At 65.5% G+C, this 24,464-nt stretch carries 26 protein-coding genes and 3 pseudogenes; 12 read left to right on the top strand and 17 right to left on the bottom strand.

Annotation, left to right across the window (positions count from 1 at the left end; genetic code table 11):
• Positions 1-35: 35 nt before the first annotated feature.
• Together ACQ86E_RS18555 and ACQ86E_RS18550 are read left to right on the top strand one after the other, a co-directional pair.
• On the top strand, positions 36-572 hold the full coding sequence (locus ACQ86E_RS18555; RefSeq protein WP_431201214.1) for an REP-associated tyrosine transposase: 537 nt from the start codon (positions 36-38) through the stop codon (positions 570-572).
• Between the two features lie 112 nt (positions 573-684).
• Complete coding sequence (locus ACQ86E_RS18550; RefSeq protein WP_431201213.1) at positions 685-1,041, top strand: hypothetical protein; 357 nt, start codon at positions 685-687, stop codon at positions 1,039-1,041.
• A gap of 166 nt (positions 1,042-1,207) precedes the next feature.
• Here ACQ86E_RS18550 and ACQ86E_RS18545 read toward each other — a convergent pair whose 3' ends face one another.
• Positions 1,208-1,459: a winged helix-turn-helix domain-containing protein gene (locus ACQ86E_RS18545; RefSeq protein ID WP_431201212.1), complete on the bottom strand. Its 252-nt coding sequence runs from the start codon at positions 1,457-1,459 to the stop codon at positions 1,208-1,210.
• A gap of 45 nt (positions 1,460-1,504) precedes the next feature.
• The gene (locus ACQ86E_RS18540; RefSeq protein ID WP_431201211.1) at positions 1,505-1,669 is read right to left on the bottom strand and encodes a hypothetical protein; all 165 of its coding nucleotides are present in this window, start codon (positions 1,667-1,669) and stop codon (positions 1,505-1,507) included.
• A gap of 105 nt (positions 1,670-1,774) precedes the next feature.
• Between ACQ86E_RS18540 and ACQ86E_RS18535 the strand changes: the two genes are divergently transcribed.
• The gene (locus ACQ86E_RS18535; protein ID WP_431201210.1) at positions 1,775-2,539 is read left to right on the top strand and encodes an IclR family transcriptional regulator; all 765 of its coding nucleotides are present in this window, start codon (positions 1,775-1,777) and stop codon (positions 2,537-2,539) included.
• Here the strand turns inward: ACQ86E_RS18535 and ACQ86E_RS18530 are convergent.
• From ACQ86E_RS18530 to ACQ86E_RS18520, 3 genes are all read right to left on the bottom strand, one after another.
• Complete coding sequence (locus tag ACQ86E_RS18530) at positions 2,536-3,294, bottom strand: SDR family NAD(P)-dependent oxidoreductase (RefSeq protein ID WP_431201209.1); 759 nt, start codon at positions 3,292-3,294, stop codon at positions 2,536-2,538. The two genes, ACQ86E_RS18535 and ACQ86E_RS18530, sit on opposite strands and share 4 nt — an antisense overlap.
• Positions 3,291-4,529, bottom strand: a complete 1,239-nt coding sequence (locus ACQ86E_RS18525; protein ID WP_431201208.1) for an ABC transporter substrate-binding protein — start codon at positions 4,527-4,529, stop codon at positions 3,291-3,293. Before ACQ86E_RS18525 ends, ACQ86E_RS18530 begins: the two co-directional genes overlap by 4 nt.
• Positions 4,530-4,616: 87 nt before the next feature.
• Positions 4,617-5,423 carry an acetoacetate decarboxylase family protein gene (locus ACQ86E_RS18520; protein ID WP_431201207.1) on the bottom strand — a complete coding sequence of 269 codons (807 nt, stop codon included), beginning with the start codon at positions 5,421-5,423 and terminating at the stop codon, positions 4,617-4,619.
• 161 nt (positions 5,424-5,584) lie between these two features.
• Between ACQ86E_RS18520 and xseA the strand changes: the two genes are divergently transcribed.
• Complete coding sequence (gene xseA, locus ACQ86E_RS18515) at positions 5,585-7,225, top strand: exodeoxyribonuclease VII large subunit (protein ID WP_431201206.1); 1,641 nt, start codon at positions 5,585-5,587, stop codon at positions 7,223-7,225.
• Positions 7,226-7,350: 125 nt separating this feature from the next.
• On the opposite strand, the gene ACQ86E_RS18510 is transcribed toward xseA, so the two are convergent.
• A complete protein-coding gene (locus ACQ86E_RS18510) occupies positions 7,351-7,500 on the bottom strand; it encodes a hypothetical protein (RefSeq protein WP_431201205.1) in 150 nt (49 codons plus the stop codon).
• A gap of 186 nt (positions 7,501-7,686) precedes the next feature.
• The gene (locus ACQ86E_RS18505; RefSeq protein ID WP_431201204.1) at positions 7,687-8,511 is read right to left on the bottom strand and encodes a dienelactone hydrolase family protein; all 825 of its coding nucleotides are present in this window, start codon (positions 8,509-8,511) and stop codon (positions 7,687-7,689) included.
• Positions 8,512-8,704: 193 nt separating this feature from the next.
• On the opposite strand from ACQ86E_RS18505, the gene ACQ86E_RS18500 reads away from it, so the two are divergent.
• The gene (locus ACQ86E_RS18500) at positions 8,705-8,932 is read left to right on the top strand and encodes a DUF2093 domain-containing protein (protein ID WP_151644268.1); all 228 of its coding nucleotides are present in this window, start codon (positions 8,705-8,707) and stop codon (positions 8,930-8,932) included.
• 106 nt (positions 8,933-9,038) lie between these two features.
• On the opposite strand, the gene lpxK is transcribed toward ACQ86E_RS18500, so the two are convergent.
• The 6 genes from lpxK to ACQ86E_RS18470 form a co-directional block, all read right to left on the bottom strand.
• Complete coding sequence (gene lpxK, locus ACQ86E_RS18495) at positions 9,039-10,055, bottom strand: tetraacyldisaccharide 4'-kinase (protein WP_431201203.1); 1,017 nt, start codon at positions 10,053-10,055, stop codon at positions 9,039-9,041.
• On the bottom strand, positions 10,048-11,406 hold the full coding sequence (locus ACQ86E_RS18490; RefSeq protein WP_431201202.1) for a 3-deoxy-D-manno-octulosonic acid transferase: 1,359 nt from the start codon (positions 11,404-11,406) through the stop codon (positions 10,048-10,050). Before ACQ86E_RS18490 ends, lpxK begins: the two co-directional genes overlap by 8 nt.
• Positions 11,369-12,082 (bottom strand): lysophospholipid acyltransferase family protein, encoded by a 714-nt coding sequence (locus ACQ86E_RS18485; protein WP_431201201.1) that lies wholly within the window; start codon positions 12,080-12,082, stop codon positions 11,369-11,371. Before ACQ86E_RS18485 ends, ACQ86E_RS18490 begins: the two co-directional genes overlap by 38 nt.
• Positions 12,079-12,321, bottom strand: coding sequence for a DUF4170 domain-containing protein (locus ACQ86E_RS18480; RefSeq protein ID WP_431201200.1), 243 nt, complete (start codon positions 12,319-12,321; stop codon positions 12,079-12,081). Before ACQ86E_RS18480 ends, ACQ86E_RS18485 begins: the two co-directional genes overlap by 4 nt.
• Before the next feature lie 62 nt (positions 12,322-12,383).
• Positions 12,384-13,199 carry a 3'(2'),5'-bisphosphate nucleotidase CysQ gene (locus ACQ86E_RS18475; protein WP_431201199.1) on the bottom strand — a complete coding sequence of 272 codons (816 nt, stop codon included), beginning with the start codon at positions 13,197-13,199 and terminating at the stop codon, positions 12,384-12,386.
• Positions 13,186-14,574, bottom strand: a complete 1,389-nt coding sequence (locus ACQ86E_RS18470; RefSeq protein WP_431201198.1) for a TldD/PmbA family protein — start codon at positions 14,572-14,574, stop codon at positions 13,186-13,188. Before ACQ86E_RS18470 ends, ACQ86E_RS18475 begins: the two co-directional genes overlap by 14 nt.
• 276 nt (positions 14,575-14,850) lie before the next feature.
• Between ACQ86E_RS18470 and ACQ86E_RS18465 the strand changes: the two are divergent.
• Positions 14,851-15,365 (top strand): annotated as a pseudogene (locus ACQ86E_RS18465) (DUF6101 family protein).
• A 104-nt stretch (positions 15,366-15,469) separates the two neighbouring features.
• Here the strand turns inward: ACQ86E_RS18465 and ubiA are convergent.
• Both ubiA and ACQ86E_RS18455 read right to left on the bottom strand, forming a co-directional pair.
• Positions 15,470-16,402: a 4-hydroxybenzoate octaprenyltransferase gene (ubiA, locus tag ACQ86E_RS18460; RefSeq protein WP_431201197.1), complete on the bottom strand. Its 933-nt coding sequence runs from the start codon at positions 16,400-16,402 to the stop codon at positions 15,470-15,472.
• Positions 16,399-17,060, bottom strand: a pseudogene (locus ACQ86E_RS18455) (hypothetical protein). The gene ubiA and the pseudogene ACQ86E_RS18455 overlap by 4 nt, the downstream one beginning before the upstream one ends.
• A gap of 212 nt (positions 17,061-17,272) precedes the next feature.
• Here ACQ86E_RS18455 and ACQ86E_RS18450 point away from each other — a divergent pair.
• Positions 17,273-18,036: pseudogene (locus ACQ86E_RS18450) on the top strand (16S rRNA (uracil(1498)-N(3))-methyltransferase).
• Here the strand turns inward: ACQ86E_RS18450 and ACQ86E_RS18445 are convergent.
• Both ACQ86E_RS18445 and ACQ86E_RS18440 read right to left on the bottom strand, forming a co-directional pair.
• Positions 18,033-19,043: a helix-turn-helix domain-containing protein gene (locus ACQ86E_RS18445; protein WP_431201196.1), complete on the bottom strand. Its 1,011-nt coding sequence runs from the start codon at positions 19,041-19,043 to the stop codon at positions 18,033-18,035. The pseudogene ACQ86E_RS18450 and the gene ACQ86E_RS18445 sit on opposite strands and share 4 nt — an antisense overlap.
• Before the next feature lie 10 nt (positions 19,044-19,053).
• Positions 19,054-19,560: a hypothetical protein gene (locus ACQ86E_RS18440; RefSeq protein WP_431201195.1), complete on the bottom strand. Its 507-nt coding sequence runs from the start codon at positions 19,558-19,560 to the stop codon at positions 19,054-19,056.
• 220 nt (positions 19,561-19,780) lie between these two features.
• On the opposite strand from ACQ86E_RS18440, the gene ACQ86E_RS18435 reads away from it, so the two are divergent.
• The 5 genes from ACQ86E_RS18435 to ACQ86E_RS18415 all read left to right on the top strand — a co-directional run bounded on the left by ACQ86E_RS18435 (position 19,781) and on the right by ACQ86E_RS18415 (position 24,380).
• Positions 19,781-19,963 (top strand): hypothetical protein, encoded by a 183-nt coding sequence (locus tag ACQ86E_RS18435; RefSeq protein ID WP_431201194.1) that lies wholly within the window; start codon positions 19,781-19,783, stop codon positions 19,961-19,963.
• A gap of 265 nt (positions 19,964-20,228) precedes the next feature.
• Entirely contained in the window at positions 20,229-21,380 is a 1,152-nt protein-coding gene (locus ACQ86E_RS18430; RefSeq protein ID WP_431201193.1) for an ATP phosphoribosyltransferase regulatory subunit, read from the top strand.
• A gap of 3 nt (positions 21,381-21,383) precedes the next feature.
• Complete coding sequence (gene hisG, locus ACQ86E_RS18425; RefSeq protein WP_431201192.1) at positions 21,384-22,361, top strand: ATP phosphoribosyltransferase; 978 nt, start codon at positions 21,384-21,386, stop codon at positions 22,359-22,361.
• 142 nt (positions 22,362-22,503) lie between these two features.
• Complete coding sequence (locus ACQ86E_RS18420; protein WP_431201191.1) at positions 22,504-23,541, top strand: glycosyltransferase family 2 protein; 1,038 nt, start codon at positions 22,504-22,506, stop codon at positions 23,539-23,541.
• Positions 23,538-24,380 carry a ChbG/HpnK family deacetylase gene (locus tag ACQ86E_RS18415; RefSeq protein WP_431201190.1) on the top strand — a complete coding sequence of 281 codons (843 nt, stop codon included), beginning with the start codon at positions 23,538-23,540 and terminating at the stop codon, positions 24,378-24,380. Before ACQ86E_RS18420 ends, ACQ86E_RS18415 begins: the two co-directional genes overlap by 4 nt.
• The last annotated feature ends 84 nt before the right edge of the window (positions 24,381-24,464 follow it).

The following is a 24,464-nucleotide window of genomic DNA, read 5'->3' as shown; positions in this document are numbered from 1 at the left end:
AACCCATCGCACTTGTTTCGTGGTAACGTCCCGTCATGACCTCGTACCGCCGCAACTTCGTTTCGGGTGGGTGCTTCTTCTTCACCGTCAATCTGGCGGAGCGGAAGCTGGCGTTGCTGACGGATCATATCGGGTCGTTGCGCACCGCGTTTCGTGAAACGCACCGACGCCATCCATTCACGATCGATGCCATCGTGGTGCTGCCTGATCACCTTCACACGGTGTGGACGTTACCGGAAGGTGATGCCGATTTTGCAATGCGCTGGCAGTTGATCAAATCCACCTTCTCGCGCGGTCTGGCGCACAACGAAAGGATATCCCAAAGCCGCTCGGCCAGAGGTGAGCGGGGCATCTGGCAACGCAGATATTGGGAGCACACCATTCGCGACGACGTCGATTTCGCGCGGCATGTCGACTACGTTCATATCAATCCGGTCAAGCACGGGCTCGTCAACCGAGTCCGTGACTGGGCGCCATCCTCGTTTCATCGCCACGTAAAGCTCGGCGATTACCCGGCCGATTGGGCCGGCGACCAGTCGGATGACGGCCGCGACTACGGAGAACGGGGATAGAGAAGCGATGGGTTTCGCAAGGGCTCAACCCATCCTACGAGCTCATGAACCACTCAAAGATTCCTGAAAATCTGCACAAAAGCGGGGCCGACATCTAGGTTATGGTGTCCGTATGACGCGTATTTTGGTCTTCCCGCTTCTCATGCCGCAGTTCGCGCTGCTTGTGTTCGTGGCTCCTTCGATACTGGAGAAGGGTCTGCCGGAGGCTGGCTTCTGGCTATTCGCAGAACAGTTTGCTTACTTCATCGTCTTCATACCAGCGTGCTTTGCTGCCGCTGTCGACGGGGTGTTGTGCAAGCAGCGTCGTTATCTGCGTCTCGTCATAACGGCGTGTGCAACTGGAGTATTTGCTTTGGTCTGGGCGCACTATCTGGGGGAGCGCCCGTCCATGCATGATGCGTCAGTGGGCGCTATACCCGCCGCATTATGCTCCTGGATATCAGCGTTGTCCGAGCACAAGACAGCGTAGATGCGTGAGGCATATGAACGGGAACTAAGATGACGGTGCAGGCACGCAACCGTGCCCGGGCGGAGAGATCACCCCACCCCGCTCGCGCTGCGCGCGATCGACCCTCCCCCTCCAGGGTAGGATAAGAAGTTCGCGCCAGCTTCGGAAGATCGGACCTATTGGAAGATCAAACCTGCCTCCCCGCAATAATCTCCTGCAACGTCGCCACATGCCGCGCAAACGCGCCACGCCCTGCCGCGGTGGCCGTCACCGTCGTCTGCGGCTTCTTCCCCACGAACGCTTTCTCCACCGACACGTAGCCCGCCTTCGCCAGCGTCTCGATATGCGCCCCGAGATTGCCGTCGGTGGCGCCCGTCAGTTTCTTCAGCCGCGCGAATTCCAGGCCGGCCGTCGCCGGCAGCGCGTTCAACGCCGCCATGATCTTCAGGCGTAGCGGCTGGTGGATGATGTCGTAGCTCAGCCATCAGATCCGCCGCATCCAGAGGCCGCCGAGGATCAGGCCGCCGCCGTTGACGAAGGCCATCCAGAGCGGGAATGCCTCGCCGACGAAGAAGAAGCCGATCAGCGTCGGTGCGGTGATGACGACGCCGATCGCGACGAAGGCGGTGCCGAGCCACAGGCCCGTCATTCGATGCCCTCATTCCGCGGCGTACCGGCCCGGGCGGACGACTTTTCGCCGCGCCGGCGATCGGGTACATGGAATCGAGATACGCGCCCCTTAAAGGCCTGATGGATGACGAACCCTGAGAAACTGCAGCCGGGCGCGCCGGCCCTGGAGAAGGGGCTGGACCTTCTGGAGGCGCTGGCGGGCGCCTCACGCGGCCTCAGCCAGAAGCAGCTGGCCGAGCGCGTCGGCCGTTCCGTCGGCGAGATTTTCCGGATGCTGGTGGCGCTGGAACGCCGTGGCTACGTCGCGCGCGACCCGGCGACCGGGGAATATACGCTGACCCTGCAACTGTTCCGGATCGCCTCGCAATTCCCGCCGACCGAGCGGCTGTTGAAGGCCGCGCTGCCGGTGATGGAGCAGCTTGCCTCCCGCGTGCAGCTGTCCTGTCACCTCACGGTGCTGCACGGCGAGCAGTTCATGGTGATTGCCCGCATCGAGCCGGAATGGCTGATGGGCTGGTCGGTCAAGGTCGGCGCGGTCTTCCCGCTCACGCAGCAATACGCCTCCGCGAAAGTGCTGGCGGCCTTTCGAGCTCGAGGGCCGGCGCCAGGAGCTTGCGCATGTCATCGCTGCGCACGATCGCATCAGTGCCAGGAAGGCACTGGCGGCGCTCGACCGCATTTCCTCGGAAGGGGAAATTTCTCCAATGACGACGGCTATACGCGCATTCTCGCCTATAGCTGCCCGATCGTCGAAGCCTCCGGCCGCGCGGTGGCTGCATTGACCGTGCCGCTGGTCAGGCAGGATCAGATTCCCGCGAACGAGGCCGGCATCATCGCTGCCGAGCTGCGAAGCGCCGCCAAAATCGTCTCCGAGAAGATCGGCGGCTAAGCCACGGTCATTCCGCCATCGACGACCCAGGCCGCACCATTGACATGCGCGGCCTCGTCGGACGCAAGAAAGGCCACGATGTTGGCGACGTCTTGCGGCCGCCCATGCGCAGCCGCGCCGTTTCGGCGCAAGGCTACCGCGTTGTCGCGCGACTGCCCCTCCAATTCCCGGATCATGCGCGACTCGATCGGCCCGGGCAGAACGGCATTGACCCGGATCTTCGTTCCACCGACCTCAAGCGCAGCGGTACGCGTCAGTCCGAGCACGGCGTGCTTGGACGCGACGTAGCCGGCGAGCCCTGCCCGCCCACGGATCGCCGACGTCGATGCGGTGTTGACGATCGTGCCCGCGCCGCGCGGGATCATTCTTGCAAGCACGTGCTTGAGGCCGAGAAAGACCCCCTTCACATTGACCTGCAGCACCCGATCGAACGTGTCGTCGGGATATTGGTGCAACGGAGCGACGACACCTTCGATGCCCGCGTTGTTGGCAAATATGCCGATCGGCCCCAACCGTGCTTCGACCGTCTCGATGAAGGCGGCCGTATCGCGCGCGCTGGCAACATCGGCACTGATGGCAAGCGCCTTGCCGCCGCCGTCCTCGACGAGCCGCGCAACGGCGTTGGCTGCCGCTTCATCGCGGTCGACGATCGCGACCGCATCGCTCATCCGCGCCAGCCTCAGCGCAATGGCGCGTCCGATATCGCCCCCGCCGCCGGTGACGAGCGCCACCGGTCGCCGGTCTGTTGCGGTCATGATTTCAGGAACTCGCAGCCACCATCCTCCAGCGGCCGCCAAGCCTCGGACGGTGGAATGGTCTTGACCAGCTTGTAATAATCCCAGGGATATTTGGAGTCCGCAGGCGTCTTCACCTCGAACAGATACATGTTGTGCAGCTTGCGGCCGTCAGCCCGCACGCTGCCCTTGCCGAACAGGGGATCATCGGTCGGCAGCTTCTTCATCTGCTCCACGACGGCCTTGCCGTCGCCGGACGCGCCGAGCGCATCGACCGCCTTGAGGTAATGCAGCGTCGTTGCGTAGGCACCCGCATGCAACGCGGTCGGGTAGCGGCCGTTGTTGCGCGGTGCAAATCGTTTGGTCCAGGCACGGGTATCGTCGTTCAGGTCCCAGTAGAAGGATTCGGTGAACTGCAGTCCCTGCGCGATCTTGAGACCGAGCGAGTGCACATCGCTGAGATAGAGCACGGTTGCGACCACGCGCTGGCCACCTTGCGGGATGCCGAATTCGACCGCCTGCTTGATGGAATTGATGGTATCGCCGCCGGCATTGACCAACGCGATGATCTCAGCCTTGGAAGACTGGGCCTGCAACAGGAAGGAGGAGAAGTCCTGCGTGTTGATCGGTGTGCGAACCCCGCCGAGGACCTTGCCGCCGAATTTCTGCACGACGTTCTTGATGTCGCCTTCCATAGCATGGCCAAAGGCGTAGTCGGCGGTGAGCAGGAACCAGCTCTTGCCGCCGCTCTCGACCACAGCGCGCGCGACACCGGACGAGAGCGCGTAGGTATCGTAGGTCCAGTGCACGAGATTGGGCGAGCAGGACTTGCCGGTCAGGTCCGACGAAGACGCGCCCGAGACCAGCAATGTCTTGTTGTTCTGCTGCACGATGTTGCGGACCGCGAGTGCGACGGCTGAATTCGGCGCGTCGACGATCACATCGACCCCCTGGCGATCGATCCACTCGCGCGCGATGTTGGCGCCCACATCGGCCTTGTTCATGTGGTCGCCGCTGATCACCTCGATCGGACGGGCCATCTTGTGGGCCGCCTGGAAATCCTCGACCGCCATTTTGGCTGCCAGCAGCGAGCCCGGACCGGTGACGTCGGCATAGAGGCTGGACATGTCCGTCAGCACACCGATGCGAAGCGGTTTTGTCTCCTGCGCCTGCGCGCCGAGCCCGGTCATGCCCAATGCAAGACCACCCGCCCCGGCCAGCAGCCGCCGGCGGCTCACCCGATATCGTCCCACCATGTCCAAACCTCCCTTGCCGGTACGTGCTTCTGCACGCTTGTTTATGTTTTCACCCGCGCGACCATCGCGCGCAGGCCGATCCTGTCGTTACGGAACGAGCCGTTCGATGAGGCGCCGGTCCTCGACCTCGAAGCCGCCGCCATAGACGTCCGACACCATGAAATGCGCGCCGAGGATTTCCGGATCGAGCTCGGCGATCGGATCGTAGGGGCTCGCGTGCAGTGTCATGGTGGCGCGGCCCGGCACCGGCCTGGAGTATTTCAAAGGCGTGCGGCGATAGACGATGTCTGAATAGGCCGTCCCGAGCCGCTCAGGATGCGGCAAGCGGCGCACGTGGATCTCACCGGCGGGCAGCTCATCGCCGTCGACGACGCGAACGACCGGTGCCGACTGATCCGGCGTGAAGGAGAAATCGGCGAGCGGAATGCCGCGGCGCCGGACCCATCCGGTGATCGAGCCGTCCGGATGTTCGTCGAAGGCGTAGTGGGTATCCTTCTTGGTGTAGCCGAACACCTCGCGTCCCGCGCAGATCCCCATGGGATCGCTGCAATACATGAAGATATGCGTCTCGGTGAACAACCCCTTGTAGCGCACCGGCACGGAGATCATGAGATCGAACATCTCGCCGGCGTGCACGGCCAGGGAATGCCCGGGCGAACGCATGAACCGAAAAGCGACCCGATCGCTCGCGATCTCGAATGGCGTGTCGGCAAGCAGCGCTGCGACCTTGCCCGGCGCGACGCGAGTCATGACCTCGACGGTGCGCAAGGTGCATCCCCACTCCACCGGATAGGCCGGCGAATAGGGCGGATTGACCCCGCTGCCCGGCTTGAGCCGGTAGTCGCCGAACATGCGTCGACGCGGATCGTTGGGATCGGTGATCGCATCGGTCATGGGCTCGGCTCCCTTTAGTTTCATATATGATTGTCATATTGCATATATGAAATTACACGTGAGTCAAGACGCGCCCGGGATGACGGCGGAGAGCGGGGAGCGCGCCCGGAATGATTGGCGCCGCGCGGCGAAAATCCTTAAACAGCGGGTCTGACCCCAACATGCCGAATCGTCTGCCGATGCCGCCTGCGGAACAACTGAACAACGCCCCCGAATTCACCGTGTCCGAGCTCTCGCAGTCCCTGAAGCGGACGGTCGAGGACACCTATGGCCATGTCCGGGTCCGCGGCGAGATTTCCGGCTTTCGCGGCGCGCATTCCTCCGGGCATTGCTATTTCGCGCTGAAGGACGAGAGCGCCAAGATCGAGGCGGTGATCTGGAAGGGCGTGCACGGCCGGATGCGCTTCAAGCCCCAGGAGGGGCTCGAAGTCATCGCCACCGGCAAGCTGACGACTTATCCGGGCTCCTCGAAATACCAGATCGTGATCGAGGCGCTGGAGCCGGCCGGCATCGGCGCGCTGATGGCGCTGATGGAGGAGCGCAAGAAGAAGCTCGCCGCCGAAGGCCTGTTCGACGAGGCGCGCAAGCAGCTCTTGCCCTGGCTGCCCGAGGTGATCGGCGTGGTGACCTCGCCGACCGGCGCGGTGATCCGCGACATCCTGCACCGATTGGAAGATCGCTTTCCGCGCCATGTGCTGGTGTGGCCGGTGAAGGTGCAGGGCGAAGGTTCAGCCGAGCAGGTGGCGGCCGCGATCCGCGGCTTCAATGCGCTGCCCGAGGGCGGCAGGATTCCGCGGCCCGACGTGCTGATCGTCGCGCGCGGCGGCGGCTCGCTGGAGGACCTCTGGTCGTTCAACGAGGAGATCGTGGTGCGCGCCGCAAGCGAGAGCATGATCCCGCTGATCTCGGCGGTGGGGCACGAGACCGACATCACGCTGATCGACTTCGTCGCCGACAAGCGCGCGCCGACGCCGACGGCCGCGGCCGAGATGGCGGTGCCGGTGCGCAGCGATCTGTTCGTCGAGGTCGCCGATCTCGGCCGCCGCACCCACGCCTATTGGCTGCGCGCGCACGAAAGCCGCCGCAACGAGCTGCGGGCCGCCGCACGCGCGCTGCCGTCGGCAGGCGATCTGCTCGCGATCCCGCGGCAGCGGCTGGATTCGGCGGGCGCGTCGCTGCCGCGCGGGCTGAAGGCCAACACGCATGCGCATTTCCGACGGTTCACCACGGCGAGTTCAAAGCTGACGCTGCGGGTGCTGCACGGGCAGATCTCGCAGGCCGATCACCGCCTCACCGTATGCGGCGAGCGGCTTGGTCTGTCCGCGCGCTCGCTGCTGCGGCGGCGGCGCGATCGCTTTGCCGGGCTTGAAGTGCGCCTGCGCGCCTCCAAGCTTGCCAACGCGCAGGCGCAGCGGAGCGCGATCGTCCGCCAGCGCGAGCGCACGCAAAGGCTCGGCGAACGCGCGGGCCGCGCGCTGGCGACGCTGCTGCAGCGGCTCGATGCGCGCGTGGAGAACAGCGGCAAGTTGCTGTCCGCGCTGTCCTATCGCGGCGTGCTCGCGCGCGGCTTTGCGCTGGTGCGCGATGAGGCGGGACATCCCGTGCATGCGGCCGATACGATCGGTCCCGGCGCGCGCGTCGAGATCGAGTTCGCGGATGGACGTGTGGGGGCGACGACGGATGCGGATCGCCCGGCGCCGGCGGCCAAGCGTGCACCATCGCAGCCGAAGTCCGCAGCGCAGGAGACAAAACCCGCGCCGAAGCGCGTGGGCAAGCCGGTGGATCAGGGGACGTTGTTCTAAGGGGCGAGGGAAGGTGCTTCCACGAACTCGTCATTGCGAGCGCAGCGAAGCAATCCAGAATCTTTCCGCCGAGGGACTCTGGATTGCTTCGCTGCGCTCGCAATGACGGTGTGAGGCAGCCCGCCCTACCGGCAGGACAATCCCGCGTCGATCGTGGTCCAGAAGCCGCAATGCTCGGGCGCCTGCATGGGCGCGCCGGCGTGGGCTTCGAACAGGAAGATTGCGACGGTGAAGACCATCAGGGCGGAGGAGAACAGGGCGAAGCGGTTGCGCATGGGACTTGCGTTTAATCGACATCGTGGTCGAACTAAGGCGCTGTCACGTGCCGACACCGCATTCCTGCGCGATCGGCCCCGCCGTAGCCGGTAGCCCGGATGGAGCGCAGCGTAATCCGGGACGGTCGCAGCGCGTGGCACGATTCCCGGATTGCGCTGCGCTCCATCCGGGCTACGGGACCATCGCTACCGCGCCAGCCATTGCGAAACTTCCTTCTGCGCGTCGGCACGGGCGACCGCATCGGTGCCGAGATGGCCGTGCTCGGGCGCCGCGGCATCGCTGCTGCCGGCGACGACGTGCAGCGGCGTGTTGGCGCGGTCGAAATCGTGCCAGGCGCCGGGATAGACCACGATACGCGCGAGCGCGCTGCGGCCGCGCGCGCCGTCCACCATCTGGCGGCAGGCCGGCGGCGACGACACGTCGTCATCGGCACCGATCAGCACCAGCGTCGGCACCCGCGCGCTCCAGCCGAGACCGGCGGAGATCCGGCAGTCCGGATAGAACGCGATCGCCGCGCGAAAATCCGGGCCCGCATCGCGCGCCGCGCTCTGCGGCCGCACCGCCCAGAGCAGCGCGCTGGCGCCGTTGGCCCAGCCGATCAGGCTGACGCGGTCGCGCGCCACCCAGCCCTGCTTCATCAGCCAAGCGCGCGAGGCCGCGATGTCGGTGACGCGCTCGCGCCGCGCCTTGACGTGCATCTCCTTGACGCGGCATTGCGGCCCGAGCTCGCGCGAGCCGTAGCTGTCGGGCAGCAGCACGGCGTTGCCGGCCTTGAGCAGCCGCTCGGCCCAGTCGCGATAGCGCGGCAGGACGGAATCGGAATGGCCACCGAGGCCGCCGCAGCCGTGCAGCGCGATCACGGTCGGAAACGGCCCCTCGCCGTCAGGCTTGTAGAGCTGCGCATGCAGCACGCCCGATGAGAGCGGAATGTCGACCTGCTGCGGCGCAGGCGCTGCGCGCGCCGCCGACATCAGCAGCATCAGGAACAGGGCGGTCAATCGAAGGCGCATCGGACTCTGCCGTAAGAGGTGCCGGAACAAGCCCCCTTCGCGCGAAGCACTATCATGCGGAAACGGCGGCAAAACATCACAAACCGGTGGGTTTACCGGGCGGACAAGCCACCCTATCTATGCTACATTCCGTCCAACACATCGTGCCCTCCAGGGTCTGCCTGGACGCGGCCTTCCACGGAGACTTTCGACCGTGCTGAACAAGTTCGGCCCCTCGGGCAGCGGCGAGGCGCAGGTGCAATATCTCGACGGCGACTTCCGCGTGATTTCGCCGGGGACCTATGTGCGCTGCGCCATTACCGACACGCGGATACCGCTCGACGAATTGAAGTACTGGAGCGTGGACCTGCAGGAGGCCTACGCCACGCCGGCCGCCGTGCTGCAGCGGCACTTCCCCGGCGCGCCGAAGCCGCAGGCTTAACGCGGCAGGCGGTTGTTGCATCGAAGTCTCCTGATCCCGTGAGATCGATAGGAGTCTGGCGATGAATGTTGCCTGAATGGCAGGTGCGTCACCGCCTGCTACGCGATCACCGCCTGCTGAAGCGCCGCTCGCGCGCCTTGTAGAGATGATCGCCGATCAGCTGCCGCAGCTTGGCGGGGTCGTCGAATTCGAGCTGGACCGCGAACGGCACGATGCCGTCAGGCACGACCTCGCTGACGCGCAGGCGCGCAAGATCCTTTTCCGTCGTCACCAGCGTGAGCTGCTCGGCTTGCGCCTCGGCTGCGAGTGCGGTGATCTCTTCGCGCGAGAACATGTGATGGTCGGCGAAGGGACGCGTGCGCGCGACATCGATGCCGCTGGCGCGCAAGGAGCGGAAGAAACGCTCGGGATCGCCGATGCCGGCGAAGGCCAGGACCCGCCTGCCCGAGAGCTGCGCGACCGAGGCCGCATCCGCCTTCAGGCGCGCGCGCAGCTCCGGCTTGTTGCGCTTGGCGATCTCGGCCGCGACGTCGCTGGCTGCATGGCCGTCGCCGATCAGCACCAATGCGTCGGTGCGCGCGAGCTGCGCCTTCAGCGGCGCGCGCAGGGGACCTGCGGGAAACACCTTGCCGTTGCCGAGGCCGCGTTCGCTGTCGATCACGATCAGCGAAGCATCCTTCAACAGACGCGGATTCTGGAAGCCGTCGTCCATCAGGATCAATGTGGCGCCCTGTGACTTCGCGAGCGCGACACCTTCGAGGCGATCGCGCGCGACCGCGACAGGGACGTCGCGCGCCATCATCAGCGGCTCGTCGCCGACATCGGCCGCGCGGTGGCGTTCGCGGTCGACCATGACCGGACCCTGCAACCGCCCGCCATAGCCGCGGCTGAGCACCACCGGGGTTTCACCGAGCTCGCGGAGCAGCTTCGTCAGCGCCAGCACGGTCGGCGTCTTGCCGGCACCGCCGACATGATAGTTGCCGACGCAGATCACGGGGATGCCGGCGTCGACGCCCTCGCGCGCCATGCGGTGCGCGGTGATGGTGCCATAGAGCGCACCGAGCGGGCTGAGGAGAAGGGATTGCAGGGAACGCGGCCGGTACCAGAAGGCCGGCTCACGCATTGGCGGCCCCCATCTCGATCCGCAACTGCAGCAGATATGGTTCGAGCGCGCTCATGGTGCGATTGAGCGCGCCGCCGAGCTCCTCGACCACGCTCGCGCCGGCGTGTTGCATCTTGGTGCGGATGGTCGGCTCGGCCAGCAGCAGACCGAGCTGCTTGACCAGCGCCTCCTGCGTGTCGGCCTGGCGCGCACCGCCCCTGGTGTCGAGCGCCTCGTAGACGTCGGCGAAGTTGAAGACGTGCGGACCATGGACGATCGCAGCACCGAGCTTGATCGCCTCGATCGGATTCTGTCCGCCGTGGCGGATCAGCGATCCCCCCATGAACACGACCGGCGAGAGCCGGTAGAACAGGCCGAGCTCGCCCATGGTGTCGGCGATGTAGACATCGGTGGTCGCGGCGGGAAGCTCGTCGCGCGAGCGCAAGGCGGGCTTCAGGCCGGAGGCGGTGATCAAGCCGCCGATCGACGACCCGCGATCCGGATGCCGCGGCACGATCACGGTCAGAAGCTGCGGGAAGAAACCGACCAGGCTGCGATGCGCCGCGACCAGCATCTCGTCCTCGCCCGGATGGGTCGAGGCGGCGACGATGATCGGGCGTCCCCGCGTCATCGCCATCAGCCGTTCGAGCTTGGCCGGATCGGCCGGCGGCGCTGATACGTCGAGCTTGAGATTGCCGGTGGTGACGACGTCGCGGCCGCCGAGCGCGGAGAAGCGTTCGGCATCGGTCTTCGACTGGGCAAGACAGATGTCGAACCGCGACAGCAGCGCCGAGATGGTGCCGTACATCCGCCGCCAGCGCGGGAAGGAGCGCGGCGACATCCGGCCGTTGATCAGCACCATCGGCAGGCGGCGCGTCGCGCCCGCCAGGATCAGGTTCGGCCACAGATCGGATTCGATGAACAGCGCCAGCGACGGCTTCCAATGGTCGAGGAAGCGCGCGACGTAGCGCGGGGAATCATACGGCACGTATTGATGGATGACGTCGGGCGGAAAGCGTTTCGCCGCGATCGCGGCCGAGGTGACGGTTCCCGAGGTGAGCAGGATGCGCAGGTTGAGATCGCGCAGGCGCTCGATCAGCGCGGCCGCGGCCAGCACCTCGCCGACGCTGGCGCCGTGGATCCACACCAGCGGGCCGTGCGGCCGCACGTCCCGGGACAGGCCCCGCCGCTCGCCGACGCGCGCGGGATCTTCCTTGCCCTGCTTCAGCCGCCGCTTGATCAGCGCAGGCGCGAGCGGCACCAGGCCTGATGCCAGGCGCCGATACATCCGCAGTGTCATGGGCAGCGCTCGTGGCAGCGATCCTGGCAGCGAATTAGCCATCTTCGGGTCCCGGGCGGCCGAGTTGCGCATAGGCGCGGCGGGTCGCCTCGTTCAAGGTCTGTTCCAGCTCCAGCCGCAGCGCTTCCATCGTCGCGGCGTCGGCATCCGCGGGAACGTGAATTTCCTTGATGCCGACCAATGCGCCCCGCCCGAACGGCAGGTTGATGGTGGTGCGGTCCCAGTTCTCGAGCCGGATGAAGCGGCTGGTCGCCATCGCGAAAGGCATGATCGGCCGCCCCGATTCCCGTGCCAGCATGATGATGCCGAGCCCGGCCACGCGCGAGCGCTTGGGGACATCGGCGGTCAGCGCGACATTACAACCGTCCTGGAGCGTCCGCACCATTTCCTTGAAGGCGCCGACGCCTCCCTTGCGGTGGAAGGCGCCGCCATGGTCGCCGGAACCTCGGATGGTGCCGATGCCGAGCCGCTCTGCGGCGATCGCATTGAACTCGCCGTCGCGGTGGCGGGAGATCAGGACCCTGGCCTTATACCAGTCCTTGTTCTTGATGAAGGGCGTGAGGAAATGCTGGCCGTGCCAAAAGGCGAAGATCGCCGGGATCTGCGGCTCGACCCGGTCGTAGACGTCAGGCGGATCGAACGTGAACCTGTTGGTCCGCCAGACCAGACGCAGATATTCGGCCGCCAGGATGCCCACGGCGCGTTGAACGAAGCTGCTCCGCAGCGTATTGCGAAGCAGTTTTTTCAACGCGCCGGTTCTTGATTCGGGTCGAGCAGCCGGTGGAGATGGACGATGAAATAGCGCATCTGCGCGTTGTCGACCGTGCTCTGCGCCTTGGCGCGCCAGGCGACATGGGCCGCCGCATAATTCGGATAGAGGCCGACGACCTCGACATCGTCGAGATTCTTGAAGGTGTTGTGCTCGAGATCGAGCAGTTCACCACCGATGACGAGATGCAGCAATTGTTGCGGGGCACTATCTGGCATGGGTTCTCTTCCTAACGGGCTGCCCGGCAAAGCAGTGGTCGAAAAGCACTTCACGACGCGCTTCAGGGCAAGGGACGATCTCGAAAATGCGCGACAATGCTCGCATGACGATCGCGTCCCGCTGCCACCAGCACCCCGTGCGTAACTTCCCTGCGGTTATAGAGGATGGGGTCTCCGGAGAGGTCACTCATCCTACCATCCGCTTCCTGCACGATCAAATCGGCCGCCGCAAGGTCCCAATCATGGCTGTTGCCGCCCGCAAAAGCCGCATCCAGCACGCCATCGGCGACCCGGCAGAGGCGCAGCGCCAGCGAACCGATTCGCGGATGCAGCTTGATGTCCCCGCCCGAGCTGTGAAGCCGCTCCACCATCGGCTTCGGGCCGGCGACGCGGGAGAAGTCGAGCGCGGATCCGCCCGCCGCCCGCACGGCTCGACCGTTGAGCGTCGTGCCCTGGCCGCGCGCCGCGAAGAAGAACTCGTCGCTGGCAGGTGCGAACACCGCGGCCAGCACCGGCGCGGCATCCTCGACCAGCGCGACGCTGACGCACCATTCGTCATGGCCGCCCAGATAATTGCGGGTGCCGTCGATGGGATCGACGATCCATGTCAGCCGCCGCGACAGCCGGCTCGAATCATCGGCGCTCTCCTCGGAGAGCCAGCCATAATCCGGCGTGGCCGAGCGCAGGCGCGCTTCGAGCAGATCATTGACGGCGATATCGGCTTCCGACACCGGCGAGGACGCGCCCTTGGTCCATGTCTTCAGCTCGGTGCGGAACATCGACCGCGCGAGCGCGCCCGCTTCCCGCACCGTGTGTTGCAGCAGCGCCGCGTCGCGCGTCAGGATGGTTTGGAGAGAGTGCGCGTCAACGTCCGCCAAGCGTCAAACCCTCGATGCGCACCGTCGGCGCATTGACGCCGTAGCGGAACTCAAGATTGTTCGCCGGCTGCATCGACTTGAAGATCTCGAACAGATGGCCCGCGATCGTCACCTCGCTGACGGGATAGGTGAGTTCGCCGTTCTCGATCCAGAACCCGGAGGCACCGCGGCTGTAATCGCCGGTGACGCCGTTGACGCCGGAGCCGATCAGGTCGGTGATGTAGAAGCCCTGCTTGATGTCGGCGATCAGCTCGGCCGGCGTCGGGATGCCGGGTTCGAGATGCAGATTGTACGGCCCCGGCGAGGGCGAGGACGAGACGCCGCGATGGGCGTGGCCGGTGGTGGTGAGGCCGAGCTCGCGCGCGGTGGCACAGTCGAGCAGCCACGTGGTCAGCACGCCCTCGTCGATCAGCGCGGTCTTCCTGACGGCGACGCCCTCGGCGTCGAACGTCTGCGAGCGCAGGCCGCGCTTGCGCAGGGGATCGTCGATGATGCGGATGTTCTTCGCGAACAGCTGCTGGCCGAGCTTGTCCTTCAGGAAGCTGGTCTTGCGCGCGATCGAGGCGCCGTTGATGGCGCCGACGACGTGGCCGACCAGCGAGCCCGCAACGCGCGGATCGAACACGACCGGCACCTTGCAGGTCTCGACCTTGCGCGGATTGGCGCGCGCCACGGTGCGCTCGCCGGCGGAGCGGCCGACCACGTCCGGCGACAGCAGATCGGCACCATGCGGCGCCGAGGTGAAGTCGTAATCGCGCTCCATGCCGGTGCCCTCACCGACGATCGCGGTCGCCGAGATGCCCTGGCTGGAACGCAAATAGGAGCCGTGGAAACCGGTGCTGGTGACCAGCACCATGCCGCCCATACCGGCAGAGGCCGAGGCGCCGCCGGACTTGGTCACGCCCTTGACGGCGAGTGCGGCGGCCTCGGCCTCGAGCGCGCGGCGCTCGAGCTCCGAGGTCGAGGGCACGTCGGGATCGAGCAGGTCGAGATCGGGGAAGTCGCGCGCCAGCAGTGCGGGATCGGCAAGGCCGACATATTTGTCGTCGGGCGCCACGCGCGCCATCGCCACCGCACGTTCGGCCAGCTTGGTCACCGCATCGCCGCTGGCGTCGTTGGTCGAGACCACGGCCTGGCGCTGGCCGACCAGCACGCGCAGGCCGACATCGTCGCCCTCGGAGCGTTCGGATTCCTCGACGCGGCCGTCGCGCACTTCGACGCCTTGCGAGATGCCGCGCACCGCGACCGCATCGGCTGCATCCGCGCCGGCGCGCCGGGCCGCCTCGACCAGCCGCTGCGCGAGATCGGAGAGCGCGGACTGGTCGAACAGGTCGCGATTGGCTTTGGAAAGCGTCGAGCTTGGTGAAGGGTTCACAAACGAAATCCTGTTGCGGCGGGAGGTTTCGGGGCGAGAGCGGCCCTGAGCACCAGATGTGCCCTGATGGTGCGGACTTCAAGCATTTTCAGCCCGAAAGAGGCTCAGATTCGCGACTTCAGCGCAACGTCTCGTCAATCATGTGCGCCAAGGTCTTGTCAATCATGAGCGGCGGTGACGCTGGATTAACCAGCCTTTTTAAGCGGTTTCCGAAGGGCGCGCGCTAAGGTCCACCCATCGACCGGGAACATAATCCTGGCGGGGAGAATTAAAGCCGTGAGGCGTCAAACAGCAACAAGCGGGATCGCTCCCGCCGGGTCGGGCCGCAGCCTGCGGCTCGACCCCTTTCCCTTCCGGTCCGCTTCGATGCGCATGATCCGCGCGCCGACGGATACACAAGGCAGATCGAGCTTCACCGCGAACGCGTCGTGCTGCGCCGTGCCGTCCGCGGCATGCGGATGGCGATCAACGTCCGCGTCAGCGACTTCACCGGCGTCGCGCTCCGCGGCAACGACGAGGCGCAGACACTCGTTCTCGTGCATCGCGATCCCTCGCTCTCCATTCCGCTGCTGGTCAGCGCCGATGGCGACGAACTGGCCGAGGCCTGGGCGATCTGGAGCGAGCTGCTCGCTCTTCCGCAACTGGACGAAGGTGCCCGCAAGCCCGCAGCCCGCCGTCGCCGCTGCAACGCGATCCGCGCCCGCCGTCCGAAATTCCTGATGCGCCGGCGTGTCGCCATGGCGCGCGAGCTGTCGATTCATCGCGAACGCGAGATCATCGCGAGAAACTAAAGGTGCCATAGGGTGGGCAAAGCGAAAGCGTGCCCACCTCTTCAATCACAGTCCTGGATGGATGGTGGGCACGGCGCAAAGGCGCCTTTGCCCAACCTACGAAACTACGCGGCCCGCGTCACCGCGTCGGCGAGCAATCCCGCAAACAGCAACAGTCCTGCATCGCGGTTCGACTTGAACAGGTGCAGACAGAGCACGGGATCGTCGATCCTGAGCCGCACGATCTGCGACGCCAGATGCACGGCGAATGCCGCGAGCCCGAGCCAGGCCGGCCAGCGCGCATCGCCAGATGCCAGCGCCACGCCGATCAGCATCACGGCCAGCCCGTAGAACAGGATCAGCGCCTGGTGCGTATGGGCGCCGAACAGGCGCGCGGTGGACTTGATGCCGATCAGCGCATCGTCCTCGGCGTCCTGATGCGCGTAGATCGTGTCATAGCCGATCACCCAGGAAATCGCGCCGGCGTAGAGCACCAGCGCGGTGACGTCGATGCGCCCGAAGGTGACGGCAAATCCCATCAGGGCGCCCCAGGAGAAGGCGAGCCCGAGCACGATCTGCGGCCACCAGGTGATCCGCTTCATGAAGGGATAGATCGCGACGATCAGGAGCGAGGCGATGCCGGTCAGGACCGCGAAGCGGTCGAACTGCAGCAGCACCACGAGACCGATCAGCGCCTGCGCGACCAGAAAGGCCAGCGCCTGCTTCGTCGTCACCTGGCCCGACGGCAGCGGCCGCGAGCGGGTGCGCTCGACCTTGTCGTCGAGGTCGCGGTCGGTGATGTCGTTCCAGGTGCAGCCCGCCCCGCGCATCACGAAGGCGCCGATGAAGAACAGCACGATGGTGAGCGGCAGGCGGCTGGCGTCATGCGCCATGCCGGCGGCGAGCGCCGCCGACCACCAGCACGGCATCAGGAGGAGCCAGGAGCCGATCGGACGATCGAAGCGCGATAGTCGCAGATAAGGCCGCGCCCATTGCGGCGCGAGCGTATCGACCCAGTTGCCGGTGGAATCGGCAACACGGGCGGATGTGTCGCTCATCGGGTGAGGACGTTGCCGTTGAGCGTGTCGAAGGTGCTGCCGCCCTTCTTGCCGGCATTGGCCTCAGGCGCCGAGCCCGAACCCAGCACCTCGCTCAGCGACGGGCCGGCCGGACCGCGCGGCTGCTGCTGCATCTGCTGCGCAACGTTGCAGACCTTGGTCGCCATCGCCTCGGTGTTCTTGTGGCCGTCCTTCATCTGCGCGCCGACCTGGGGCGGAATTCCGCACTTCGCGGCGTGAGTCTCGATGTACTTGATCATCTTGGTCTCAGCCTGGCTGAAATTGCGGATCAGCTTGCAGGCCTCGTCCGGCGGCGCGTGACGGTCGCTCGCGGCCTTGATCAGCTTGCCGCGCTTCTCGGCATCCTCGCGCAGGGGAATGAAGGCTTTCATGCAGTCCTCGCCGGGACCGCCTTGCGTCGGCGGCGCCGCGCTGAAAGCGCCGGCGCCCCCACAGGTGCTGCACCATTTACGGGAAAGGACGATTGCGGCGCGGTGCCGACGGAAGCGACCGGCGCGGAGCCGTTGACCGGCGGAAACGCGGAACTGGATGGGGCCTGGTTCGGCAGCGGCGCCGGGAAAGCGCTTTGCGCATAGGTATCCGAGGCACCGATGGTGACCATGGCTACAGTGATCGGAACCATCCAATGACGGATCATCAAGGCAGTCTCTCCGGCAGGAGCCTACGGGGTTCGGCGCTTTCCCAATTGAAGCGCAACCAGCGTGCTGGCGATTTTACGATTCCCGCCGGCCCTTAACAACCCGTCGAATAGGGCAAGAGCGCGGCGCGCCGACGCACCGGTTTGGCAATATTTACCCCCGAAATGGCGGCTTTCGGTTAATAACGGCACCAAATTGGACCCGTTGAACGATGCCCCCCTACAATTTTCGCGCCCCCCGCCTGTTCGTCGACGCCCCCTGGCCCAGGATGCCAGGGTTCCGCTCGACCGCGAGCAGGGAAATTATCTCGGTAATGTGCTGCGGCTCGCCGCCGGGGCCGAGGTTCTGGCATTCAACGGCCGCGACGGCGAATGGCAGGCCGCGATCGAAGGCCGCAAGCGGCCGGACGGCCTCGTCATCCTGCAGCAGGCGAGGCCCCAGGACGCCCTGGCCGACCTCACTTACGTCTTCGCCCCGCTCAAGCATGCCCGGCTGGACTACATGGTGCAGAAGGCCATCGAGATGGGCGCCGCCACGCTTCAGCCGGTCCTGACCCGGTTCACCCAGGCCTCCCGGGTCAACACCGAGCGGATGCGCGCCAATGTCATCGAGGCCGCCGAACAATGCGGCATCCTGAGCATCGCCGCCGTGGCCGAGCCCCTGGCGCTGGACCGGTATCTCAGTCAGCGCCCCGCCGGCCGGCTGCTCATCTTCTGTGATGAGGCGGCGGAGGTCCAGGATCCCATTCAGAGCCTGAAAAAGGCCCGCGAGGCCGGCCTTGACCAAGGCGCGCCGGGTATCGACGTCCTGATAGGCCCCGAAGGCGGTTTCGCCGAGGAAGAGCGCGCCCTGCTGCTGCGGCAGCCGGAGATCCTGCGGCTGGCGCTGGGACCCCGGATCATGCGAGCCGATACCGCCGCGGTGGCGGCGCTGACGCTGGTCCAGGCTGTGCTGGGCGACTGGAGCGGCGGTTAGATCGTCCCTCGCAGAGACCTGTTCAGCGTCTCGGATGGCAACTCACCGAAGGCCGCCCTGTAGCTGGCCGCGAATTCGCTCAGATGCCAGAAGCCATGCGCAATGGCGCAGGACTTCACACTCCGCCGCCCCGGACCGAGGCGGAGCTGCCTGCGCACCGACCAGAGGCGCAAGACCCGGCTGTAGCGATGCGGGCTCATCCCGCAGATGGCGAGGGTCGCACTCTGGAGAGTCCGGACGGATACGCCCACCTGCTCTGCCAGTTCAGTCGTCTTGGGCCAAATCGTCAGATTGCGACGGATCAATCTTTCCATGTCCGCAACGATCCGCCGATAGCCATCCGTCGCGGACGGCACGGGCCCACCACCCACATTGGTGCGAATCGCGGCTTCCATCGTGTCGAGCAGGGATCGCTCGACAACGGCTTGCGAGGTCGGATCGTTCAGGAAGTCCGGATCATACGCAGCGGTTTCGAGCGTGACGGTGATCAAGCGGCGCAGGGAAACGAGTACGTCGGACGCCGGGTTCAGCAGATGATAGCCATCACCCAGTTGCGCCCAGGGTTCGTGCGTAGGCGCACTAAAATAGACGATGCCGATCGGACGGCCTTCCGGCTCGTACACGAGGCAATCGGAATCGCCTTTTAGAACGACCACGGAACTTCCGATGGGTTGCCCGTTGATACGGGCAGAGTTCACATGATCCATCGGCACCGACACGGCGATGGCATTCGTCAACTGATAGCCGCGAACGATCCGCGGGAAGGTTTTCACCAGAGACAGCGTGAGGGTCGGCAAGCTGAGCCGGGCGCGCATGATCGCTGTCGTCCCGGCGGACAACGGCATGCTGGATGCGCCGGCGTATCTCTCGCTTTCGTCGAAATGATCGACGTCATACGATTGGAGCTCGAGCGCCGAGGATGGCCTGAGCCCCTGGAACGACAACAAGCGGTCCGTCGCTACTCTTTGCGCTGTGTCGCGCACCACGTTGAGATGGCTTTGATCCATATGCTGCCGCTTACTTCGCCTTCCTTGTCGACGCGGCGCCCTTGGCGACACGCAGGTCATCCGGTCCGTTGATGCCGGCGCGCTTGAGATCACGAAGCAGCTTTGTCAGCAGCAGCATGTTGGTCTTCTGCAGCTCATGATTGTTTCCAAACTTGAACATGTTCTGTTCGGTCACGATGAGCCCGGCCTTGATCTCGGCAAGAATTTTGCGCCGTTTCAGTCCCGTCACGCGACGACGCACCGTCTCCAGTGGCAGACTGAGGAAGCGCGAGAGTGCCGCTCGGGATACTCCTTGCTTGATCACATCCGGTTCGACCGCATCGATGCTGGAAAATCTCGCGTCCAGCGATGGGTCGTTCATCACATGAATAACATTCGCATTCAGAACCGCATGAACGATCAGAAGGTCTAGCGGATCGAATTCGTCGTAGTGCCGGAACAACTCGCTGATCGAAAACAGCATGTAGGCCAGCGTATGTCGCGAGACCGTCCGGATGATATCTGAAGCATTGCGCATGAATCGAAACCAACATTCACATTGTAGACGAACGCCGCGGCGAACGGATCATCCGCCATACCCAAAATGAGTATGCGATGACTTGTCAGCCATCTTCAATTTCTCATTGTGACGCTGGGCCTTGCTGTATCGGGGCCCGTCGGGCGGACGATTTCGCGCCGTATCGATCGCACAGGCAATCGCACGGGAAGAACAGACAATTGCACGGGAAGACTTGGCGATGGATGACGATGCCATATTCGACAGGCCGCGACGCGAGGAGCTGCAACTGATCAAAGCATTCCTCGGCATCACCGACCCGGGTAAACGGCAGAGGGTTCTCAGACTGGCGGAGCAGCTCGCGGATGACGCTTCATACGAAGCGGCGGGACTTGGCGCCCCGAGACATCCCGGCCCCGAATGAATGAGAGCGAAGCATCCCTTGTGAGTCAGCTCAGCCTCGTCGCAATGGAATGCTGAGAGGCCATGGTATTAAAATACCTAATGCGACTCGCACACAAATCCGAGCTGCACATTCGGCCAGCGGGTTCGGCGACGCTCCGAGGCTGTTAAGCGATTGATCCTTTGGAGGTCGAAACCGCTCCCGGGCCATGCTAAGGGCTGCGCCAATTCGCCTGTCTCCCCTTGCCTTGCCCTGCCCGGTTCCACCGGGATGATGGACCCCTTTGATGACCACGACTGCCACCTCAAATGCTGCCGGCTCCGCCGCCTGGGCGGATACGCTGCTGTTGTCGTTCGCGCAGGCCGGCTATGTCAGGGCAGAGCCCGCGATCCTGCAGCCGGCCGAGCCGTTCCTGGACCTCTCCGGCGAGGACATCCGCAAGAGCCTCTATTTGACCACGGACCTGTCCGGCGGGGAGCTCTGCCTGCGGCCGGATCTGACGATTCCCGTGGCCCGCGACTACCTCGCCTCGGGACGTGCTGGCCAGCCGGCCGGATTCAGCTATCTCGGCCCGGTGTTTCGTTACCGCAGCGGACAGGCCAGCGAGTTCATGCAGGCCGGCATCGAATCGTTCGGCCGCCAGGACCGCCCCGCAGCCGATGCCGAGATGCTGGCGCTGGCGCTGGAGGCGACCGCTGCCTTCGGTGTCAGCGACGTCGAGATCCGCACCGGAGACGTGGCACTGTTCAATGCCCTGCTCGACGCGCTCGACCTCTATCCGGTCTGGCGCCGCCGCCTGGTCAAGGATTTCAACCGCAAGATCAGCCTGGAGCAGGATCTGGAGAAGCTGGCCGCCACGACCACCGCGACCCGCAGCGAATATGAGGGCGTGCTGGCCGCGCTCGCCGGCTCCGACCGCAAGGCGGCGCTCGCCTTCGTCACCGATCTGATGTCGATCGCCGGCACCACCAATGTCGGCGGCCGCACCGCGGCCGAGATCGCGGACCGCTTCCTCGAGCAATCCACGCTGAAGGGCGGCGCGCTGCCGCGCGAGGCGATCACCGTGCTCAAGCGCTTCCTGTCGATATCGGGCAATCCCGACGACGCCATCGCCGAACTGCGCGCGCTGACAAATGATGCGAAGCTCGATCTCGCTGTTGCCATCGACCAGTTCGAAAGCCGGGTCGGCTTCATGGCGGCGCGCGGCATCGACGTGAAACAAACGCGTTTCTCCACCGCGTTCGGGCGTGGCCTCGACTATTACACCGGCTTCGAATTCGAGCTGCACTATCGCGGCAACGGCGCCGAGCCGCTGGTTGCCGGCGGCCGCTATGACGGGCTGATGACCCAGCTTGGATCGGCAGAGCCGATTCCGGCGGTCGGCTTCTCGGTCTGGGTGGACGCGCTGACCAGGATCGGCCGCAAGGTGGGAGCTTAAGTCATGAGCGCGCCATTCGTTCTGGCCGTTCCCTCCAAGGGCCGTCTCCAGGAAAACACCGAGGCTTTCTTCGCCCGTGCCGGGCTCAAGCTGTCGAAGGCCGGCGGCGCCCGCGATTATCGCGGCACCATCGCAGGGCTCGACAATGTCGAGGTCGCCTATCTCTCGGCCAGCGAGATCGCCTCGCAACTGTCCCGCGGCTTCGCGCATCTCGGCGTCACCGGCGAGGATCTGGTCCGCGAGAACATCGCGGACGCCGACAGGCGCGTGTCGCTGATCGACGGGCTCGGCTTCGGTTATGCCGACGTCGTCGTCGCGGTGCCGCAGGCCTGGATCGACGTCCGCACCATGGCCGATCTCGACGACGTCACCACCGGCTTCCGCGAGCAGCATCACATGCGGATGCGGGTCGCGACCAAGTTCATCAACCTCACCCGCGCCTTCTTCCAGGGCCACGGCATTACCGATTACCGCATCGTCGAAAGCACCGGCGCGACCGAAGGTGCGCCGGCGGCCGGCGCCGCGGAGCTGATCGTCGACATCACCACCACGGGCGCGACCCTGGCCGCCAACGGCCTGCGCGTGCTCGACGACGGCGTGATCCTGCGCAGCCAGGCCAATCTGGTCGCCTCGAAAGATGCGAACTGGTCGCCGGAGGCACGCGAGACGGCGCGCGTCATCCTCGATCACATCGCAGCGCGGGCGCGGGCCAACAAATACCGCGAGGTCCGCACCCGCTTCCGGCAATGCGACGCGGCCCTGCTCGGCGAGGCCCACAGCCGTTTCGGCGTCGAAGCCCCGTTCGGCGGGCCGACCTCGTCGGGCATGCTCACGCTGCACTGCCCGCCCGGGCAGCTCTATGCGCTGGCGAGCTTCCTGCGCGAGCACGGCGCCGAGACCGTCTCGGTGGTCTCGCTCGACTACGTGTTCGACCGGGAGAACCCGCTGTTCGCCAGGCTGGAGGCGTTCCTGCGGCAGTGAGCCCAAAGCTTTGTTGAGCGACTTCGTTCAGCGTAGCGACAGCAAACGACAGCTACCATATGCTGTTGAGACGACTTGTTGCAGGACGACTTGTTGCAAGACGACTTGCAAGAAGCCTTGATTACCTCTGGAACCTTGATCGATGACGCTGGGCTCTGACGTTTCCGGCCTGACCACCACCGCTGCCGGCGCCGCGGCGAAGGGACTGTCGATTGTCGTCCCCGTCTACAACGAGGCGGCAGGACTCGTCGCCCTGCACCAGCGCATCTGCGATCTCGCGAAAACCCTGCGTCAGCGCTATCGGCTGGCCTGCGAGATCGTCTATGTCGACGACGGCAGCGCCGATGCGACACTGTCGATCGCACGCAGCCTGCCGGCCGACGCGGTCGACGTCCAGGTGGTGTCGCTGTCGCGCAATTTCGGCAAGGAGGCGGCGCTGATGGCCGGCCTCGACCATGCCCGGCTCGGCGCGGTCATGTTCATGGACGGCGACGGCCAACACCCGCCGGCGATGGTCGAGCAGCTGGTGCGGCACTGGATCGAGGACGGCTATGACGTCGTCTATACCGCCAAGGCGCATCGCGACAACGAGCCCTTCCTGCGCCGCGTCGCCGTGCACGGTTTCTACGCGTTGATCAATTGGGGCGCCCGCCAGAAAATCCCGGAGGACGCCGGCGACTTCCGCCTGCTGTCGCCGCGCGCGGTCGCAGCGCTCAGGCAGCTTCCGGAGCGCAATCGCTTCTTCAAGGGTCTCGCAAGCTGGATCGGCTTTCGCCAGATCCGCGTCGACTACGAGCCGGCGCCGCGCATCCATGGCGTAACGACGTTCAGCGCCGCGCGCCTGCTCGGTCTGTCGATCGAGGGCGTGACCTCGTTCTCGGTGGCGCCGCTGCGCTTTGCCAGCCTGGCCGGCGTGATCCTCGCCGGCGGCGCGTTCCTGTTCGGCCTCTCGATCCTCTGGGAGGTCCTGACTACCGGCAAGCAGGTGCCGGGCTATCCCTCGCTCGTGATCGGCCTGATGACGATCGGCGGCGTGCAGCTCATCATGATCGGCATCGTCGGCGAATATATCGGCAAGATCCTGTCCGAACTGAAGGCGCGCCCGATCTACTTCGTCGCCGAGCATAGCGAAAAGCGCTTCGAGACCGAGGACGCCGCGAAGCGGACGGCGGCCGAATGAGCGCGGCGGCGCCGCGGCGGATCTGGCTGTGCGCCGACGATTACGGCATCAGCCCGGGCGTCAACCGTGCCGTCCGCGACCTGATCGAGCGCGGCCGCCTCAACGCGACGTCGGTGATGATGGTCGGCCCGGCGATCGGGCGCAGCGAGATCGAGGCGCTTCAGGCCTCGGCAAAACAAAGCCAGCGCTGCGCGATCGGATTGCACGTGACGCTCTCGGCGCCGTTCCGGCCGCTCACCATGCATTTCCGTCCCCTCAACGGCGACATGTTCCTGGCATTTCCGAAGCTGCTGCGGGCGGGCCTCACGCGAAAACTCGACCGCGAGTTCTTTCGGAGCGAGGTGAAAGCGCAACTCGTGGCCTTCATGGAAGCATTCGGGCGCGCGCCCGACTTCGTCGACGGCCACCAGCACGTGCAGCTCTATCCGCAGGTGCGCGACGGTTTTGTCGATGCCGTCACCGATGTCGCCCCGAACGCATGGGTGCGCCAGGGCGGGCGCGACCTGCCTTTGGCGCAGCGGCTGGCTTCGCCAAAGGCCATGGTGCTCGACATCCTCAGCGCGCAATTCCGCCGCCGCGCCGGTAGCGCAGGCCTGAGCTTCAATCCCAGCTTTGCAGGAGCCTATGATTTCACGCGGGCCGCCGATTTCGGCGCCCTGATGCGGCAATTCCTGGAAGGCCTGCCCGACGACGGCCTCGTGATGTGCCACCCCGGCTTCGTCGACGACATCCTCGCGGGCCTCGACCCGATGACGGACGTGCGCGAACGCGAGCACGCTTATCTCGCCGGCGATGCCTTCGCGCGCCTGCTGACGGACAGCGGCGTCACGCTGGGGTAACCCGCCGAAAGCAGGCTTTGAGGCAGCTTGTCGCATACCGAAATTTAATCCGGCCGGCACTGTTGGGGCCACAATGGAACCCTA

The sequence above is a fragment of the Bradyrhizobium betae genome (assembly GCF_050632175.1).
Classification (GTDB): Bacteria; Pseudomonadota; Alphaproteobacteria; order Rhizobiales; family Xanthobacteraceae; genus Bradyrhizobium; species Bradyrhizobium betae_B.
Note: the sequence above shows the minus strand (reverse complement) of the source record. Positions and strands in the feature narration are given on the sequence as shown.